Annotated in this window: 12 protein-coding genes and 1 pseudogene; 3 read left to right on the forward strand and 10 right to left on the reverse strand. The window is 63.8% G+C overall.

Annotated features, from left to right (window positions below):
• Nucleotides 1-3: 3 nt before the first annotated feature.
• From ACY8GK_RS09735 to ACY8GK_RS09775, 9 genes are all read right to left on the reverse strand, one after another.
• Nucleotides 4-3,690 carry a transporter substrate-binding domain-containing protein gene (locus ACY8GK_RS09735; protein WP_462402908.1) on the reverse strand — a complete coding sequence of 1,229 codons (3,687 nt, stop codon included), beginning with the start codon at nucleotides 3,688-3,690 and terminating at the stop codon, nucleotides 4-6.
• Entirely contained in the window at nucleotides 3,687-4,319 is a 633-nt protein-coding gene (locus ACY8GK_RS09740) for a response regulator (RefSeq protein ID WP_462402909.1), read from the reverse strand. The genes ACY8GK_RS09735 and ACY8GK_RS09740 overlap by 4 nt, the downstream gene beginning before the upstream one ends.
• 27 nt (nucleotides 4,320-4,346) lie before the next feature.
• The gene (locus tag ACY8GK_RS09745) at nucleotides 4,347-5,084 is read right to left on the reverse strand and encodes a molecular chaperone (protein WP_196181387.1); all 738 of its coding nucleotides are present in this window, start codon (nucleotides 5,082-5,084) and stop codon (nucleotides 4,347-4,349) included.
• Between the two features lie 111 nt (nucleotides 5,085-5,195).
• Nucleotides 5,196-6,416: a hypothetical protein gene (locus tag ACY8GK_RS09750; protein WP_462402910.1), complete on the reverse strand. Its 1,221-nt coding sequence runs from the start codon at nucleotides 6,414-6,416 to the stop codon at nucleotides 5,196-5,198.
• A gap of 73 nt (nucleotides 6,417-6,489) precedes the next feature.
• Nucleotides 6,490-8,988 carry a TcfC E-set like domain-containing protein gene (locus tag ACY8GK_RS09755; RefSeq protein ID WP_462402911.1) on the reverse strand — a complete coding sequence of 833 codons (2,499 nt, stop codon included), beginning with the start codon at nucleotides 8,986-8,988 and terminating at the stop codon, nucleotides 6,490-6,492.
• A 98-nt stretch (nucleotides 8,989-9,086) separates the two neighbouring features.
• Nucleotides 9,087-9,566 (reverse strand): CS1 type fimbrial major subunit, encoded by a 480-nt coding sequence (locus ACY8GK_RS09760; protein WP_196181390.1) that lies wholly within the window; start codon nucleotides 9,564-9,566, stop codon nucleotides 9,087-9,089.
• Nucleotides 9,567-9,858: 292 nt separating this feature from the next.
• Nucleotides 9,859-11,523 (reverse strand): cation acetate symporter, encoded by a 1,665-nt coding sequence (locus tag ACY8GK_RS09765; protein ID WP_230376245.1) that lies wholly within the window; start codon nucleotides 11,521-11,523, stop codon nucleotides 9,859-9,861.
• A complete protein-coding gene (locus ACY8GK_RS09770) occupies nucleotides 11,520-11,831 on the reverse strand; it encodes a DUF485 domain-containing protein (RefSeq protein ID WP_196181391.1) in 312 nt (103 codons plus the stop codon). Before ACY8GK_RS09770 ends, ACY8GK_RS09765 begins: the two co-directional genes overlap by 4 nt.
• A 278-nt stretch (nucleotides 11,832-12,109) precedes the next feature.
• A complete protein-coding gene (locus ACY8GK_RS09775) occupies nucleotides 12,110-12,958 on the reverse strand; it encodes a glycine betaine ABC transporter substrate-binding protein (protein WP_196181392.1) in 849 nt (282 codons plus the stop codon).
• Nucleotides 12,959-13,167: 209 nt separating this feature from the next.
• On the opposite strand from ACY8GK_RS09775, the pseudogene ACY8GK_RS09780 reads away from it, so the two are divergent.
• Nucleotides 13,168-14,718, forward strand: a pseudogene (locus ACY8GK_RS09780) (glycoside hydrolase family 17 protein); the annotation flags it as partial.
• Between the two features lie 202 nt (nucleotides 14,719-14,920).
• Here the strand turns inward: ACY8GK_RS09780 and ACY8GK_RS09785 are convergent.
• On the reverse strand, nucleotides 14,921-15,286 hold the full coding sequence (locus ACY8GK_RS09785; protein WP_462402912.1) for a hypothetical protein: 366 nt from the start codon (nucleotides 15,284-15,286) through the stop codon (nucleotides 14,921-14,923).
• Between the two features lie 222 nt (nucleotides 15,287-15,508).
• On the opposite strand from ACY8GK_RS09785, the gene ACY8GK_RS09790 reads away from it, so the two are divergent.
• Nucleotides 15,509-16,807 carry a serine/threonine protein kinase gene (locus ACY8GK_RS09790; protein WP_462402913.1) on the forward strand — a complete coding sequence of 433 codons (1,299 nt, stop codon included), beginning with the start codon at nucleotides 15,509-15,511 and terminating at the stop codon, nucleotides 16,805-16,807.
• The gene (locus ACY8GK_RS09795) at nucleotides 16,800-17,615 is read left to right on the forward strand and encodes an MlaA family lipoprotein (protein WP_196181397.1); all 816 of its coding nucleotides are present in this window, start codon (nucleotides 16,800-16,802) and stop codon (nucleotides 17,613-17,615) included. Before ACY8GK_RS09790 ends, ACY8GK_RS09795 begins: the two co-directional genes overlap by 8 nt.
• The last annotated feature ends 63 nt before the right edge of the window (nucleotides 17,616-17,678 follow it).

Here is a 17,678-nt window from a genome sequence, read left to right on the forward strand (position 1 = left end):
CACTCATCCTCCGGGCTGGATGTCCACTCCGGTATTGGCTTCGCGCCTGTTGCGCGACCCAGCTGTGGATCGCGCCGCAGGGTCTGTGCGCAGTTCTCGCTCCAGGGCCTGCATGGCCAGACGCACGGCATCGACCTGATCCTGCAGCCGAGTCAATGGAACCTGCTGCCCGGCGCAGCTGCGCTCGACCTGCTCGCAAGCTTCGATCAGCCTGGTGGCACGGATCAGTCGAGCACCGCCCTTGATACGATGAGCCAGTTCGGCCAAGCGGGCCAGGTCGTTGCCATCAGTATGGCGCGCCAGTTGCTCGAGGTCCTGGCGGTTGCTTTGCAGCAGATCGTGCAGCAAGGCCGAAAACGCCTGGGGCTCGCCTGCGGCAAGCCGTTGCAAGTTGCTCAGGTCGGCTACGCTGCCATGGGCCGTGACTGCCGGATCGCCAAGCCCAGGCCGACCGGCCACCTGGTCGAGCACGCCGGCCAGGGTCTTGAGGCTCAAGGGCTTGAACAGGCAGTCATCCATGCCCGCGGCCAGGCAGCGGCGGCGTTCGTCGACCATCGCATTGGCGGTGATGCCCAGGACCGTGCAAGGCCTCAAGTGGTGACGGCGTTCATGCAGACGGATCGCCCGGCACAGCGCATGGCCGTCCATCCCTGGCATGCTGCAATCGCTGATGACCACGTCGAAACCTTCCTGCAACCACAGACGCAGCGCCTGCATGCCCTCCTCGGCCATGCTGGCCTGATGGCCAAGATAGGCCAGCTGGTTGCCCAGCAGCAGCCGATTGGCCGGGTAATCGTCGACGACCAGCACCCGCAGGCCGGTGCGCGTGCAGCTTTCGACCGGGGCGGGCATCTGACTGTCGGCTAGTGGGGCCGGCGCACGAGCCATGCCATCGACGGGGAGGTGAATCTCGATGCGAGTGCCCACGCCCAAGGTGCTCTGCAGGAGCATGTTGCCGCCCATCAGGTCGCACAGCGTACGGCTGATCGACAAGCCCAGCCCGGCGCCCCGCCGAGCCGACTGCTGGTGGTTGCAGGCCTGCCAGAATGGCTCGCCCAGGCGTGGCAGGTCCGCTTCGGGGATGCCGATGCCGGTGTCTTCCACCACCAGTCCGAGCATCTGGCGCGCCCCGCAAGGCGCCAGGCTAACGCGCACCTGCACGCAACCTTCGTGGGTGAACTTGATGGCATTGCTCAACAGGTTCGCCAGTACCTGTTTGAAACGCAGCGGATCGAGCATGACCTGCGACTCCACCTCACCTTCGAAGTGCAGCTCGAGCTGCAAGCCCTTGACATGTGCCTGCTGCTGGAACAGCTGCACCACGCTGCGGACATGGTCGGCCAGTTGCACCGGCTCCAGCTTAAGCTCGAGGTGGCCGGACTCGATGCGGGTGACGTCGAGGATATCGCCGATCAGGGCCAGTAGCCCTCGCGCGGCTTCCGAGGCCACCTCGATGGACAGTCGATCGAAGATGCCCTGCTCGGCCTTGCGCACGGCCAGCTCCAGCATGCCGAGCACGGCATTGAGCGGGGTACGGATCTCATGGCTCATGGCCGCCAGGAAATCGGTCTTGGCCTGGTTGGCCTGTTCCGCTTCCTCCTTGGCCCGCTGCAGCGCAGCCTGTAGCTGGTGGCGCTCGGTCACATCGATCCAGCCGGCAATCACGCTGGCACCGGCATGTCCGCCACGGCAAGGCAGCATCCAGTGATAGAAGGTTCGCTCGCGCCCATCGGCCAGCACCACTCGGCGATCCTCGACCTGGACCTTGCCGCTGCACAGCACCTCGCGCCAGCCACGCTGCCAGGCCAGGTGCGGCAGGCAACCGAGCGGCCGACCGACCACTTCGTCGCGGCAGACGCCGAGCGTCTCCAGATAACTGCTGTTGCAGGTGAGCAAGCGACCGTTGCGGTCGCAGACGTACAGTGGATGAGGCGTACCGTCGATCATCACGCGCATGAATTCCAGCTGGTCGGCCAGCGCTTGCTCGGCCTGCTCGCGCACCCTGACCAGGCGCCGCAGGTAACGCACCCAGGCCAGCGACAGCAGCAGCATGATGGCAATCGCGGCGAACCCCTGCAGGACCTGTTGGCGATGGCGATGCCAGAAGTTGTCCTCCATGATCACCTCGCCCTGCCAGCGCCGCGCCATGGCGTCGAGCTCCTGGGGCGACAGGCTGGCAAGCGCCTTGTTGAGAATCGACAGCAGCTCAGGCTCGCCTTTCGGCACGGCCAGCGCGAAATAGGCCGGAGGCAGCGGCAGGCTGGCGCTGATCCTGAAACTGCCCGACGGCAGCCTGGCGCTCAGCGAGCGCACAGATGCCAGCGGCAGGATGGCGGCGTCGGCGCGCCCGTTGGCCACCTTCAGAGCGGCATCCAGCGTGCCTTGGCTTTCCACCAGGGTCGCGGCCGGGTAATGCTCGCGCATGTAGGCTTCCGGGATGCCGTTGGGCAATACCGCTACTCGTCGCCCTTGCAGCTCCTCCAGCTCGGACAAGGGTCGCTCCTTGGCGGTGGTGATCAGCACACGAGCCGATGTCAGATAGGCACGAGTGAACGACAGCAATTGCTCGCGCCTGCTACTGGGGGTCAGCGCGCCGATGATCTCGGCTCGCCCCTGGCGCGCCTGGCGAATCATCTGCTCGACGCTGCCACCGGCGACGAATTCGAAGCGCAGGCCGGTCATGCGCGAGACACGCTGCAGCACATCGACGCTCAGGCCCTTGAAGCGCCCGTCGCTGTCGCGATAGCTCAGCGGCAGGAGCTGTTCATCGAGCATGACCCGCAGCACCGGATGACGACGCAGCCAGCCTTGCTCCGCGTCCGTCAGCCGCAACGGAGCATGCTCGACCAGGTGATCGACGAAAGGCACCCAGCGTTTACGGATCGCCTCCTGCTCGGCTTGCGGCACGCTCGCCAGCAAGGTGTCGAGCAGCGCGCCCAGCGTGGTATCGCCCGGATTGATGGCGAACCCCACAGGTTGCGCCGGCCAGCCGGGGCAGCGGCGCAGGCGCAGATTGCTGACCTGTCCGCGCCCGATCAGGTAATGACTTTCCAGCGCGCCGCCGATGAACAGGTCGGCCTGGCCGAAGGCCACCGCGCCCAGCGCCTGGCGCGTGGACGAATAGACCCGCAGCTGGGCCTTCGGGTAACGCGCGCGCACTTGCTCGAGGCTTCGGTATCCTTCATTGATGGCCACTCGCAGCGGTTCGTCGGCTTCGCAGCCGATTCCACCCTCGTCGCGCACCACCACGCGTGGCTGGTCCTGGGCGTAGCCGCGGGACAGGCGCAACCCGGCCTGTTCGGCTTGCAGCGCGGTGATGCCACCGAGCAGGTCGAGCCTGCCGTCACGCAGCGCTGCGATCGCCTCGGCCAGAGAATCGAAGGCATGCACCCGCACCGGTAGCTGCAGGTACTCGGCCAGCAGACCGGCATAGTCGGCAGTGATGCCCTCGTATTCATGGCTGGGCCCGACCAGGTTGAACGGTGGGCTGTCCGGCGGGACCACGCCCAGGTCGAGCTTGCGCCGCGCCCACAGCCAGCGCAGCTGCCTGTCGTCCGGCAGAGCCAGCGACCGCCCCAGGCTCGAACGGCCTTGCAACTGCAAGGCAGGCTCGTCCGCCTGCAAGGGGGGCGGCAGCAGGGCAAGGAGTGCCAGCAGGGCCCACGACAGGCGCCTGGACCAGGCAATCACACCAGGCCATTGCGCCTGGCCAGGTCGGCCAGGTCGATCAGCGAGGTCACGCCGAGTTTCTCGATCAGGCGCGTCTTGTAGGTGCTGACCGTCTTGTTGCTCAGCAGCATCATCTCGCCGATGGCCTTGTTGCTCATGCCGCGGGCCAGGTACTGCAGGATCACCAGCTCGCGATCGCTGAGGCTGGCCAGGCAACGGCTTTCGCTGGTGGCCATGTCCTGGCGACGCACCGAGCTGAGCAGCACCTCGGGGAAGTAGGTATAGCCGGAGCGGATCGCCAGGACTGCCTTGCTCAGCTCGGCCAGGTCGTCGGTCTTGCAGATGAATCCGGCGGCACCGGCCTTCATGCAGCGCAGAGAATAGGCATCGGGCAGTTGCGAGGTAAGCATCAGCACCTTGGGTCGTCGCTCCAGAGCATTGAGCCGTTGCAGCACCTGCATGCCATCCAGGCCTGGCAAGGCGATGTCGAGAATGACCACGTTGGGCGTGCGCTCCTTGGCCAGGCGCAGGGCCTCCACGCCGTTGTCGGTTTCGCCGACCACCTGCACATTGTCACGTTGCAACTGCAGGCAAACGCTGGAGCGGATGAAAGGATGGTCATCGACCACCAGCGCCTTGTACTTTTCCATTGCTCCGTTCCTCCGATCGATCCACGATCAGCCGTTGATTGTCATGTCCTGGCGTTTGTCGCCCTCGCGCAGCTCGAATTGATAGACACGGCCGGGCTGGCCAGGAAAGTCACGCTCGCGGCCCGGCAGCAGGTGATGCTTGGTGGCCGTGGCGCAGGCCTGGCCGTCCGGGTCGCAGTGCCGGAAGTGATCGAGCACCACCGTGGCGTTGCCCTTGTTGCGTATATGCAGGCGTCCGTTTTCCATGCCTGCCGAGGTGTCATAGCGCACCTGCGAGGGCCGCACGAACAGCAATGTGCCATAGCCGGCCAGCAGCTGGACGCCTGCCTTGAGGCTGTCGCCATAGGCCTTGGCCTCCTGTTCGCTGAGGGCGAAGCCATCGCCCTGCTCGGGCAGCACCGGCATGAAGCGCAGGCGGAAATAGCGTTCGCGGTCGCGCTCGCCGCGGTACAGGATACGCATCGTCTGCATGCCGCGCGCCGGCACGATCAGGCGTGACGGGCTCACCACCAGGCCCCGCCGCTCCATGGGAACCCCCTCCAGATCGACCTCTTGCGGCTTGCCTTGCTGGTCGTACACCAGTTCGGCCACGCTGACCTTGACGAAGGCCGTGTTGTCACCGCCGTTGCGCACTCGCTTGAGCAAGGTACTGGTGTTAGGCTCCAGATAGTCGTACAGCGCACCGACATTGAGTTCGGGAGCGGCATGCACCAGGCTGGGCAACAACAGCGCAGCAAGGAGCATCTTGTACCTGCGAACAATCATGATGAATCTCCAGACAATGGCCGATTGATAGCACAGCGCTATTATCAATGCTGAGCAGGAAGTGAACTGTGGGAGTCTTCCTAAAAGAACAGAGAAATTTCTGATAGACACCTACATCTCCGAGTTGAACACCACAGTGACCACCCCCGTATAGGTCGTACCGGCCTCACGAACCATCGCCTGAACACCCGCCTTGTCGATTCGGAAGTGCAGCTGTCCGGGTCGATTGGCCAACGACGTAGCCTGGCTCAATTCCAAGGGCGCGAGCAGGCCCGTGGGCACATTTACCCTGCGCACCGGCGCATTGTTGTAGGTCACGCCAGGGGGCATGCTCACAGCCACCTCGACGGGGACTTCCTGATTGCGCTGGTTGCGCAGGGTGCAGCGTCCGGCGACCAAGTGGCCGCACGTCTTGTAAACGCTGAAAGGCCCAGTCGACCAAATGTCGAACGGCAGGTCGCGCTCCAGGTAGGGCGGCTCGCCTCGCCCACTCAACCATGCCTGCCAGCCACCTGGCGGCTCCAACACCGCACGCTCGCTACCGGGTGGGAAACGCAGGTCGAAGGCGTGCTGCACATCCACGCTGAAATGAATGTTCAGCACGTCGCTGCTCAGCCCCGTCACGCCATTGCCCAGGTCGAACTCTGCGCCCTGTCCCACACGAAAGGTAGCCGTTCCGTGGTAGAGCCCTTGCCGCATATTGTGCGGGTTGGGCATCAGTAGCCGATAACCGATCGATACGTCGGAGACCGTCGAAACACTACGGTCACCCGGCTTACCCGCGTGATAGTCCGAATAGCAACCCTGCGGGTTCCGGGGGTTCTTTACCAGCCAGGCGTAGTAAGACTCCGGTTGCTGCTCGCCTCCAGGCCCAGGGTCTTCGATCTCGCCAGACAAGAAGCTGCAACCGCCTTGCGGTTCGCCGGTTGCGGAAGGTGAACCGAAGCCGTTGTGCGACCTGACGCGTTGACCAATGGCCGTAAACATCAGCGTCAGTTCGTAGTGCTCGCCCCGCGCATTCTGCACACTGACCTTGCGAGCCCCAGGCAAGCGTATGTAGAACCGATCGCGCACGTCGCTGGCGCTGTGCTCGGCTACCTTTTCGTAGGTGAGCGGCGTGGCGATGGTCTCGAAGCCGTTACAAAACTCGGGGTTTTCGTGACAGAACCCTGAAGGGGTGGTCGTGTTACGAAATTCGCGATCGATACTGCCATCGTAGACGGCCGTGATGTACATATCCGATGCCTTGGCCGTATCCATGGCGGCCCAGGCCAGCAAGCACAAGGCCAGCCTGGGCAGGCAGCGTCTCCAGAACTGCTGCTTGTTGTTCATTTCACACATCCTTCCGCAGCCCGAGCCAGTACGCCGAACGGCGGTCGTTCGAGGGAAGATTCGCCGACCATGCTCAGCTGTCGCCAGCCCGCGTCGCGGGCGCATTGGTGGCCAGTTCGTTACGCACGCAGTGCAAATCGCCGGTCAGCAGTACATCCTGTTCCTGGGTGAAGCGCTCGAGGTCCAGCACGAGGTTGCACAGCGTATTGCCCCCACGACGTACCTCCAGGGACGGCGATGAGGCGCTCATCTGCACCGAGAAATACCCGTCTGCCTCGCTGACGCTGCGACTGGCATGGTTGATGACCGAGACACCGCCCAGGCTCCGCCCCTGCCCGTCCACCAGGCGCCCCAATACCGTGACGGTGCGCAGTACCCGTACCGTATGGTGCTCGACCGCGCCACGATTGAGGTGATAGTCGAAACTGCTGGGCTGAATCACGGCGGCAGGGTCGTGGTTGCCGGCGAAATCGAACTGCACATGGCTTGCCTGATAGGCGGCGACTGGCACGACGTTGCGGCCAGGCCGCAGGCGGACACTTGTGCCTTGCGCCTCGTAGGCCTGCAGCTCCAGGGCGTCAAGGTCGGTCTCTACGTCCACGATAAGCCCGGCCTCGGGCGGCATGAACTGCCCACTCATCGCCAGTTCGCCCTTGCCCACGGCGACGAGGCTATGCAGGTTGAGCCCCCCACTGAGGTCGGCATTGTAGGAGGAGCGTTGCAAGAAGGCATCGCCGTACAGGTACTGGTTATTGAACTGTGCGTTGCCTGACAGGCCCGTGCCGTAGCGATCGAACGTCGCCGTGCCGGAGAGCATGCGCAGCGGCCCTAACTCCATGTCCTGCCGATAGGTCAGCGAGGCGTTCTGGTCACGCCGGCCGTCGCGCGAGGTGCGGCTACCAAGAGTGGCGCCAATACGCTTGCCTGGCTGCCCCAGGCTCATGCTCAAGCCCAGATTGATGCCACGGTTACGTGCTTGCCCGGTGCTGAGCGAACCAGGACGGTCGAATACCGATAGCCGCCAGTTGGCGTCAGAACCCAATACCTTGCCGTAGAACGCCCAACCCAGGTCGATGCCCAGGCCGCTGGCGGCACCCGAAGCATGCGAAAGCCTTACGGTTGCGGTGTTGCGATTGCCGATGCGATGGTTCAGCGACAACGACGTCTCTCGAACGTCACCTGCGTCGGCCAGGGCATCGCGCACGGTCCGCGAGGGCAGCACACGACTGCGACTGTGGCTCAACACCCAGGAGCCAAGCGCATGTGTGCCGATCCACTGCATGTCGTACCCATTGCCCTTCCCATCGGTCTGATAAGCATTGGCGTAGAGCTTGAGGCGGTCGTTGATGTCCCAGTCCAACGAGGTGCTGTATTGAAAGGTTCGGTCGACGTGCTGTGCCGACAGGCCCAGCACGGCGCCTGGGCGCAGCAGGTAATTAGTCAGCACGCCAGCGTTGAGCCCGTCAGAGTTGTCGTCGTCCCAGTTGCTCAGCAACGCGGTTTGCTGACCTACATACGCGTTGTAGCGCCAACGGCTGTCCATGTTGCTCCAGTTGGACGGCTTGTAGATGAACGCTTGGGTACGCGTGCTTTCTTGGCCGTCTTCGACCAGCCGGACTTCGACCTCATAGATACCAGCGGGCAGCACCCGGGTGTCGATCGTTTGCAACCCAGGCTCCACCGCCTGGCTATTGATCAGGACACCGTTACGATAGATCTCCACTATGCCGGGACGGTTGGGCGTTACGTAGATCGGCGTCGCGCTGGGCTGCCCATTGTCGATCAACAGGCTGTCGCTACTGCCGAACATCAGGCCGAGCGTCGAATTTGGCGTGGCGCCGTAGAACCGTGGCTCACGCGTCAAGCCTTGGGCACCTGGTGTGAAGTATCCCAGGCGGTAGAAGTGATCGTCCACGATCCGCTCGCCATACAACTGGTCGAGCCGATGACGGGTGCGCTGCTGCTGATCGCTGTTTCGAACCACCTGCGCATCGGCCAACGTCGTCCAGTTGCCGATGCTGCCCTGACCCTGCAAGGCATAACGGCCTGTGGTGCTCTGCCCGCCTCCTACCAGATTGAGCTGGTTGCGCAGCAGTAGTCCATAGCTACCTTCTTCGGGCAAGCTGTAGTAGCGCGGTGCGTCACCTTGTTGTTCGGCCTGGTTGGTGAGCAGCGACAGCTGGGAATTGACCAGGCTGTAATGGATCGTCTTCAAGCCTTCCGGGCAATCCCGTTGACACTCTCCCAGCGAGCGGCCTTCGGCTAGGCGCTCTTGCCAGCGTCGACGAACGGCGGCCGGCTCCTGGCTCTGCTGCACATCGGTAAATTCGAGTAATTGGACCTGCTCATCGCGGGACAATACCACGAGTGCATCGCCCAGATAGCGCCCGTCGAGGTCGACCCGCACCGCGAGCGGTACGTCAAAGAAATGCGCCTCGAACTCGCTGGGCAAGCCTTTGGCGATGTCGCCCAGCACAGCGCCCGAGACCATACCGGGGCTGCCGAACAGACCAAGGCACAGTCCAGTAACGGCCCAGCGACGCCAGCGAAATGATAATCGGGATATGACCATGACACGTTCCGCAGGCAATACCCACCCTCCCCCTCGCGAATGAGCGCGAGAGGCGAGAGTCGGCAATGACGGATAAAGAGAGAATCGAGCGCCGCAGATCAGGGGGCGGCGGTTTCGAAGACCATGCTGACCAAGCCCTGGTAGTTGCCTGGGACAAAACTGCCGGTGCCGGGCGCCTTGGCTGCAATCTGGAAGCCGACCACGCTGCCGGCATTGGCATCGGCGGCATTGACGACCTCAGCCGACGCCGTACCCAGCGACTTCCCGGCAACCTTCACGTCCAGGCCGATGGAATTGGCGCCATCGGAGATGACTGCGGGCGACATGAGGTACGCCGCGATCGCTCCGACGGTGCTCTTGACCTGCAGCTGCTTGTTGATAGTGCCGAACGCGGACTGGAACGAGTTCCACGGAAGTTCTTGCGGGTCGTTCATCCAGCCGCCGCCCACCGGTTCCACGTAGAAGGTGGCGGTCGGTACGGTGGCAATGACCTGCACCTGCTTCTCGATCGGGTCGGCAGCCAGGGCGCAGGTTGCGCCCAGAAGGGCAAGTGGAAGGGCCAGAAGGATGCGTTTCACGATTTTCGATCTCCTTGAAAGGCCTGCGAACAGGCCGCAGACGAGCTGTCAGCCCGGCGACATGCCGCTGACAAGGGGATTATTTGGAAAAGCATGTGAATCTGGATCCAGACGGTTCCCAAAATGGTGTGGAAATTTCCCACGCGCGCTTTTTCAAAACGCCAGCATTGGAAAGAGTTACGAATTGACACAGGTCATGATCCATGCCATGGCGAGCAACCTCGCGAAGGGGCCAATTGCTGGCCCCCCGGAAATCGATGCGATAGCCCAGGCCAGGCTATCGCGCGCGGTTTCAGTGCGAAACCGCCCCACTGGCTCCCAGGCCAGTCTGCGAGCGCACGAACTGCGGGAAGAACAACGCCCGCTCCTTCTCCGCCGCCGCCGACTTGTCGGTGACCGAGAAGAACCAGATACCGGCGAAGGCGATCAGCATCGAGAACAGCGCCGGGTATTCGTACGGGTAGATCGGCGTGGCATGGCCAAGGATCTGCACCCAGATGGTCGGGCCGAGGATCATCAGCGTCACCGCGCTGACCAGGCCGAGCCAGCCGCCGATCATCGCGCCACGAGTGGTCAGGCGCTTCCAGTACATCGAAAGCAGCAGCACCGGGAAGTTGCAGCTGGCAGCGATGGAGAATGCCAGGCCGACCATGAAGGCGATGTTCTGGCTTTCGAAAAGGATCCCCAGGCCGATCGCCAGGATGCCCAGGGCGATGGTGGTGATCTTCGACACGCGGATCTCATCCCTGTCGTTGGCCTTGCCCTTGCGCCAGACACTGGCGTACAGGTCGTGGGACACCGCCGAGGCGCCGGCCAGGGTCAGGCCGGCGACCACTGCCAGGATGGTGGCGAAGGCTACCGCCGAGATGAAGCCGAGGAAGACACTGCCGCCGACCGCATCGGCCAGGTGCACCGCCGCCATGTTGTTGCCGCCGATCAGGGCACCGGCCGCGTCCTTGAACGCCGGGTTGGTGCTGACCAGCAGAATCGCGCCGAAGCCGATGATGAAGGTCAGGATGTAGAAGTAGCCGATGAAACCGGTGGCATAAAGCACGCTCTTGCGCGCTTCCTTGGCGTCGCTGACGGTGAAGAAGCGCATCAGGATGTGCGGCAGGCCGGCGGTACCGAACATCAGCGCCAGGCCCAGGGAGAATGCCGAGATCGGATCCTTGACCAGGCCGCCCGGGCTCATGATCGCCTCGCCCTTGGGATGCACGTCGATCGCCTGCGAGAACAGTGCGTTGAAGTCGAAGTTGACGTGCTTCATGACCATCAGCGCCATGAAGCTGGCACCGGAGAGCAGCAGCACCGCCTTGATGATCTGCACCCAGGTGGTCGCCAGCATGCCGCCGAACAGCACGTACAGGCACATGAGGATGCCGACCAGGATGACCGCGACATGGTAGTCCAGACCGAACAGCAACTGGATCAGCTTGCCGGCACCGACCATCTGCGCGATCAGGTAGAAGGCCACCACCACCAGCGAGCCGGAAGCCGACAAGGTGCGGATCTGCTTCTGGCCCAGGCGATAGGACGCCACATCGGCGAAGGTGTACTTGCCCAGGTTGCGCAGCCGCTCGGCGATCAGGAAGAGGATGATCGGCCAGCCGACCAGGAAGCCGATCGAGTAGATCAGGCCATCGTAGCCAGAGGTGAACACCAGTGCCGAGATGCCCAGGAACGAGGCGGCCGACATGTAGTCGCCGGCGATCGCCAGGCCGTTCTGGAAACCGGTGATGCGTCCTCCGGCAGCGTAGTAGTCGGAGGCCGACTTGTTGCGCTTGGAGGCCCAGTAGGTGATACCCAGGGTAAAGCAGACGAAGGCCAGGAACATGACGATCGCCGAGACGTTCAAGGGCTGTTTCTCGACGGCGCCGGTCAGGGCGTCTGCCGCCCAGGCGCCGGGCAGGAACACGCCGGCGGCGAAGCCGGCCAGGGCTTTGGCTGGACCTTTCATTGCTGCGCCTCCTTGAGGATTTCCTTGTTCAGCTCATCGAACTCGCCGTTGGCACGACGCACGTAGATGGCGGTCAGGATGAAGGCCGAGACGATCAGCCCCACGCCCAGCGGTATGCCCCAGGTGATCGACGAGTCGGGCGACAGCCGCGTCCCGAGCACCTGCGGCCCGTAGGCGATCAGCAGGATGAAAGCGCAGTAGAGCCCGAGCATGATGATCGAGAGGATCCAGGCGAAGCGTTCGCGTTTTCTGACCAGCTCCTTGAAGCGCGGGCTGTTTTGAATCGAAAGATAAATGCTGTCGTTCATTGTTTTTGTCCTAGCAGCACGGATTGGATAGCACCCACCTTCACTTTATGCTGCCGTTGGACGTCAACCAGACGACCTTAGTCTTAGATGCAAGGGTGTATTGCAGAGGTAGTAACAATAGGACCGGCCGTTGGCCCTGGCCGATCCCACGCAGTGGTGTGGTAGCCCGGTCCTGCAGAAGCGGCCTCAGTGCCGCGATGGGCCGCACAGCGGCCCCAAGATCTGCCAGGCACCCACGGTTGAATCATCCGGCCATGCTGGACCCGATGCTCATCCTGTCATTGCCCGGTCCACTCCTTGACCCGTTCCGGATGCTTGGCCACCCAGTCCTTGGCCGCCGCCTCCGGCTTGGCGCCTTCCTGGATCGCCAACATCACCTCGCCGATCTCGTCCTTGGACTGCCAGGAGAAGTTCCTGAGAAACTGCGCCACCTCCGGTGCCTTGCTTTCCAGCTGCTGGCTGCCGATGCTGTTGACCGTCTCCGCGGCGCCATACACCTGCTTGGGGTCGTCGAGGAACTTGAGCTTCCACTTGGCGAACATCCAATGCGGCACCCATCCGGTCACCGCGATCGACTGCTGCTTGGCGTAGGCACGGCCCAGTTCGGAGGTCATCGCCGCGCCGGAGCTGGCCTGCAACTTGTAGCCGCTCAGGTCGTAGTCCTTGATTGCCTGGTCGGTCTTGAGCATCACCCCAGCGCCTGCATCGATGCCGACGATCTTGCGTTTGAAGCTGTCATCGCCCTTGAGGTCGGCGATGCTGCTGGCCTTGACGTATTCCGGGACGATCAGGCCGATCCGCGCGTCCTTGAAGTTGGGGCCATAGTCGACCACCTTGTCCTTGTTCTTGGCCCAGTATTCACCATGGGTCACTGGCAGCCAGGCCGACAGCATGGCATCGAGCTTGCCGGTGGCCACGCCTTGCCACATGATGCCGGTGGCGATCGGCTTGAGGTCGACATCGTAGCCAAGCTTCTGCTTGATCACCTCGGCGGCCACGTGGGTCGTCGCCACGCTGTCGGACCAGCCATCCACGTAGCCAATGCTCACCTGCTTGGCCATGGCCTGCGCGGCACCCATGGCCAGCACCAGGGCAGCACCCACCCCCAGGAAACGTCGCATCTTCATCAAGGCATCCTCGTAGGTCTTGGAAATCGCATCATCGGCCTCCCCTGACCCGCCACCTGCTCCAACAACGACCTCCAGCCAGCGATGCGCGACATGCGCTGCAAGCAGGAGCAGGCGTTCGCTGCACGAATCGCGACACCATCAGCTTGCCGCTTGCCGCTTCCAGCTTGTAGCTTCACAGCTCCGAGCCCCGACGATGGACCGCCTCGATGCCCGCCTCCGCCCGCCACGCCTGGACCCTCTACCTGCTCACCAGCCTGGCCGTGGTGCTTGGTCTGGGGGCCTTCTGGCATTGGCTCGGCAAGCCCGTGCAACTGCCCGACGCCGCAGGACCGGCACACAAGCTGCAATGTGCCTCCTATACACCGTTCGACAAGGACCAGTCGCCCTTCGACCAACCCTTGCAGCTGCGCCCGGCTCGGATGGATGCCGACCTGGCCTTGCTGGCCAGGCGTTTCCAATGCATACGGACCTATTCGATGACGGGCCTGCAAGCCATTCCGGCCCTGGCGCGCAAGCACGGTCTGAAGGTGATGCTGGGCGCCTGGGTCAATGCCAACCCGATCGACACCGCGCAGGAAATCGAGGCGCTGATCGCGGCGGCCAATGCCAACCCGGACGTGGTCACGGCGGTGATCGTCGGCAACGAAGCGCTGTTGCGCAAGGAGGTCACCGGCGAGCATCTGGCGAGCCTGATCGACCAGGTCAGGCGCCAGGTCAAGGTTCCGGTCACCTATGCCGACGTCTGGGAGTTCTGGTTGCGACATCCACAGATCGCGCCGGCAGTGGATTTCCTGACCATCCACCTGTTGCCGTACTGGGAGGACGATCCCCGAGGCATCGACGAGGCCCTGGCCCATGTGGCCGAGGTTCGCCGGGCATTCGGCGAGCGCTTCGCGCCCAAGCAGATCCTGATCGGCGAGACCGGTTGGCCCAGCGAAGGCCGCCAACGCGAAACCGCCTTGCCCAGCCGGGTGAACGAAGCCCGGTTCATTCGCGGCTTCGTCGCCCAGGCCGAGGCCGAGGGTTGGCGCTACAACCTGATCGAAGCCTTCGACCAGCCATGGAAGCGCGCCAATGAAGGCGCGGTGGGCGGATACTGGGGCTTGTACGATGCCGATCGCCAGGACAAGGGCGTGCTGGCGGGGCCGGTCAGCAATCTGCCGCTGTGGCGTCAGTGGTGGCTGCTCGGAGTGGTCGTGCTGGCTGGCGTGTCGTGCCTGGCCGGTCGCCCGCAGGATCGTCGCGCGGCCATGCTGCTGCCATTGCTCGCCGGCGTCGCGGGGATCAGCCTCGGGCTATGGGGGGAACTGATGCGCAGCCACGCGCGCTTTGCCTTCGAGTGGCTATGGGCTATTGCGCTGGCGGCCTTGAACCTGCTGGTGCTGGCCCATGCGACTATCGGCCTGGCCAGGCACGCGGGATGGCGCCAACGGACGTTCGCCTGGCTGCAGGCTCGCTCGGGCTGGCTGCTGCTGGCCGCAGGCTTCGTCGCGGCGGTCAGCATGCTAGCGCTGGTCTTCGATCCACGCTACCGCAGCTTCCCCAGCGCGGCGCTGCTGGTGCCGGCACTGGTGTACCTGACCAGGCCAGTCGCGGCGCCCAGGGCGCAGCTCGCCTTGCTCGGCGGGGTCGTCGCCGCCGGGATAGTGCCGCAGCTGTATCAGGAAGGCTTGCTCAACCAGCAGGCCTGGGGCTGGGCCCTGGTGAGCGGGTTGATGGCCGGAGCCCTGTGCAGGAGCGCTCGTCGCCGGAACGCCGAACCGGCCACGATGGGCCGCCAAGCGGCCCCAGGATCTTGCACCACTCATGACCGTCCAAGGTAACGGCCACGGACACCGTGGGCCGGCTGCCGCCAGGACGCCAACAGTGCCGGCGCCCTCGATGCGGCCGCGCTACCTGATCCAAACATCCGCCCGGACGCCTGCCTGCGACCGTCCACGCCCGTGTTCCGACTCGGGATCACCGCACATCCCCGCGCACGAGCCGCAATCCGGCCAGCACGACCGCGAACGATGCGATGCTCGCCGTATACAACACCAATGCCGGTATCCCCAGCAGCAATCCGGCCAACGCCAGGCCTTGGCCTCTGCCTCCACGCATCGCTTGCGCCAGCAACGCCAGGCCCAGCGCGGCCCAGGCAATCACCTGGTAATGAATCGCCAAGCCCAGCAGCGAGCGAGCCTGGCACTGCCACGCCCCGCCGGGCTGCAAGCAACGACCGACCCAGCGTGCATCCTCCATCAACCCAAGACGCACGCCATGGCTGGCCGCCAGGCACGACCCCAGGGCCAGGAGCAACACCACCAATGGTATCCAGCGACTCATCTGTCTTCCCTCATGACGGCCTGCTGCCTGGGCCAATCATCGCCCTCCTCGCCGAGCAAGACAATCGAGACGGGGCCGAGCCACTGTCCGGCAGGCTTGCCGCGCAGACCGCGGGCGCGGCAACATCACGACGAACAAATGCAGGCCAGACCGGCAACTTTGCCAGGGGTCGGGCAGTCTGAGCCTGCATATCGCATCACTGCTGTCCTCCTGGGGGAATCCATGCTTCGATCCTTGCGCCTCGCTGCCCTGCTTGGCGGCCTGTTCCTGAGTGCGGCCGCCACGGCGCGAGACATAGACGCCGCCAGCTATGGCTACCCCCTGACCAATCCGTTCGAGGCGACCATCGCCACCACGCCCCCGGAACAGCGTCCAACCCTGCCCAAGGATGAAGACATCGACCAGGACGACTACAGCCTGAACTTGCGCCCGGAACGGGCCTTCACCCTGCCGGACAATTTCTGGCCGGTGAAGAAACTCAAGTACCGTCTTGCTCGCCAGGACCACGAGGCCCCCCTGATCTTCCTCATCGCCGGCACCGGGGCGCCTTATTCGAGCAGCATCAACGAGTACCTCAAGAAGCTTTTCTACCAGGCCGGCTACCATGTGGTGCAGCTGTCCTCGCCGACCAGCTGGGACTTCATCAGCGCCGCCTCGCGCTTCGCCACGCCCGGCATCAGCCAGGAAGATGCCGAAGACATGTATCGGGTGATGCAGGCGGTACGTGCCCAGCATGCACGCCTGCCGGTGAGCGAGTTCTACCTGACCGGCTACAGCCTCGGCGCGCTCGACGCGGCGTTCGTCAGCCGCCTGGACGAAACCCGACGCAGCTTCAACTTCAAGCGCGTGCTGCTGCTCAATCCGCCCGTGAACCTGCATACCTCGATCTCGAACCTGGACAAGCTGGTTCAGACTCGGGTCAAGGGCATCGACAACGGCACGACCTTCTATGAGCTGATGCTGCACAAGCTGACCTTGTACTTCCGCCAGAAAGGCTACGTCGACCTCAACGAAGCCCTGCTGTACGACTTCCAGCAGTCGCGCCAGCACCTGTCCAACGAGCAGATGGCGATGCTGATCGGCACCTCGTTCCGCTTTTCGTCGGCGGATATCGCCTTCACTTCCGACCTGATCAACCGGCGCGGCCTGATCACGCCGCCCAAGTACCCGATCAGCGAAGGCAGCAGCCTGACCCCATTCTTCAAGCGCGCCCTGCAATGCGACTTCGACTGCTACCTCACCGAGCAGGTGATCCCCATGTGGCGCGCGCGCAGCGACGGCGGCAGCCTGTTGCAGCTGATCGACCAGGTGAGCCTGTACGCGCTCGAGGACTACCTGGCGAGCAGCCCGAAGATCGCCGTGATGCACAATGCCGACGACGTCATTCTCGGCCCCGGCGATATCGGTTTCTTGCGCAAGGTCTTCGGTGATCGACTGACCCTCTACCCTCATGGCGGTCATTGCGGCAACCTCAACTACCGCGTCAACAGCGACGCCATGCTGGAGTTCTTCCGTGGTTAACAGACTTCTGCTCGTCACTGCATTCCTGGCCTGCGGCAATGTCCTGGCAGCCGAGACCGCGCCTCGGACCAGCATCATCGAGTCCGATGCCCTCGATACCCACAGCATCCAGAGTGACGGCTTCACCAACCCGCTGCGGGAACTGAAGTTCAACCCAGGCCTGGACCAGCGCGAATTCGAGCGTTCGACCTTCGATGCGCTGAACGTTCCGGACCCGTTCGAATCGTTCAACCGGCGCGTCTACCACTTCAACTACCGCTTCGACCAATGGGTGTTCCTGCCGGTCGTGGACGGCTACAAGCGCATCACTCCAGGTTTCGTGCGCACCGGCGTGAGCAACTTCTTCAACAACCTGGGCGACGTCCCGAACCTGTTCAACAGCGTGCTGCAGCTCAAGGGCGAGCGTGCCGCGCAAATCACCGCGCGCCTGATGTTCAACACCCTCATCGGTGTGGGCGGGCTATGGGATCCGGCGACCCACATGGGCCTGCCGCGCCAGAGCGAGGACTTCGGGCAGACACTGGGGTTCTATGGCGTGCCGGAAGGACCTTACCTGATGCTGCCGATCCTCGGCCCCTCCAACCTGCGTGACACCACGGGCCTGGTAGTGGACTACGCCGGGGAGCGCTCGGCCGACTACCTGGGGATGGCCAAGGCCAGCACCGACCACCCCGAATTCTTTGCCCTGCGGGCCGTGGACAGGCGCTACACCACCAGCTTCCGCTACGGGCAGCTCAACTCGCCGTTCGAATACGAGAAGATCCGCTACGTCTATACTCAGGCGCGCAAGCTTCAGATCGCCGAATAGGCCAGTCCGGGGGGCGCTCGTTCGCCGAACAGGCTGTCCCCGGCCTCGCCCCCCACGAACCCC

The sequence above is a fragment of the Pseudomonas sp. Marseille-QA0332 genome (assembly GCF_054950175.1).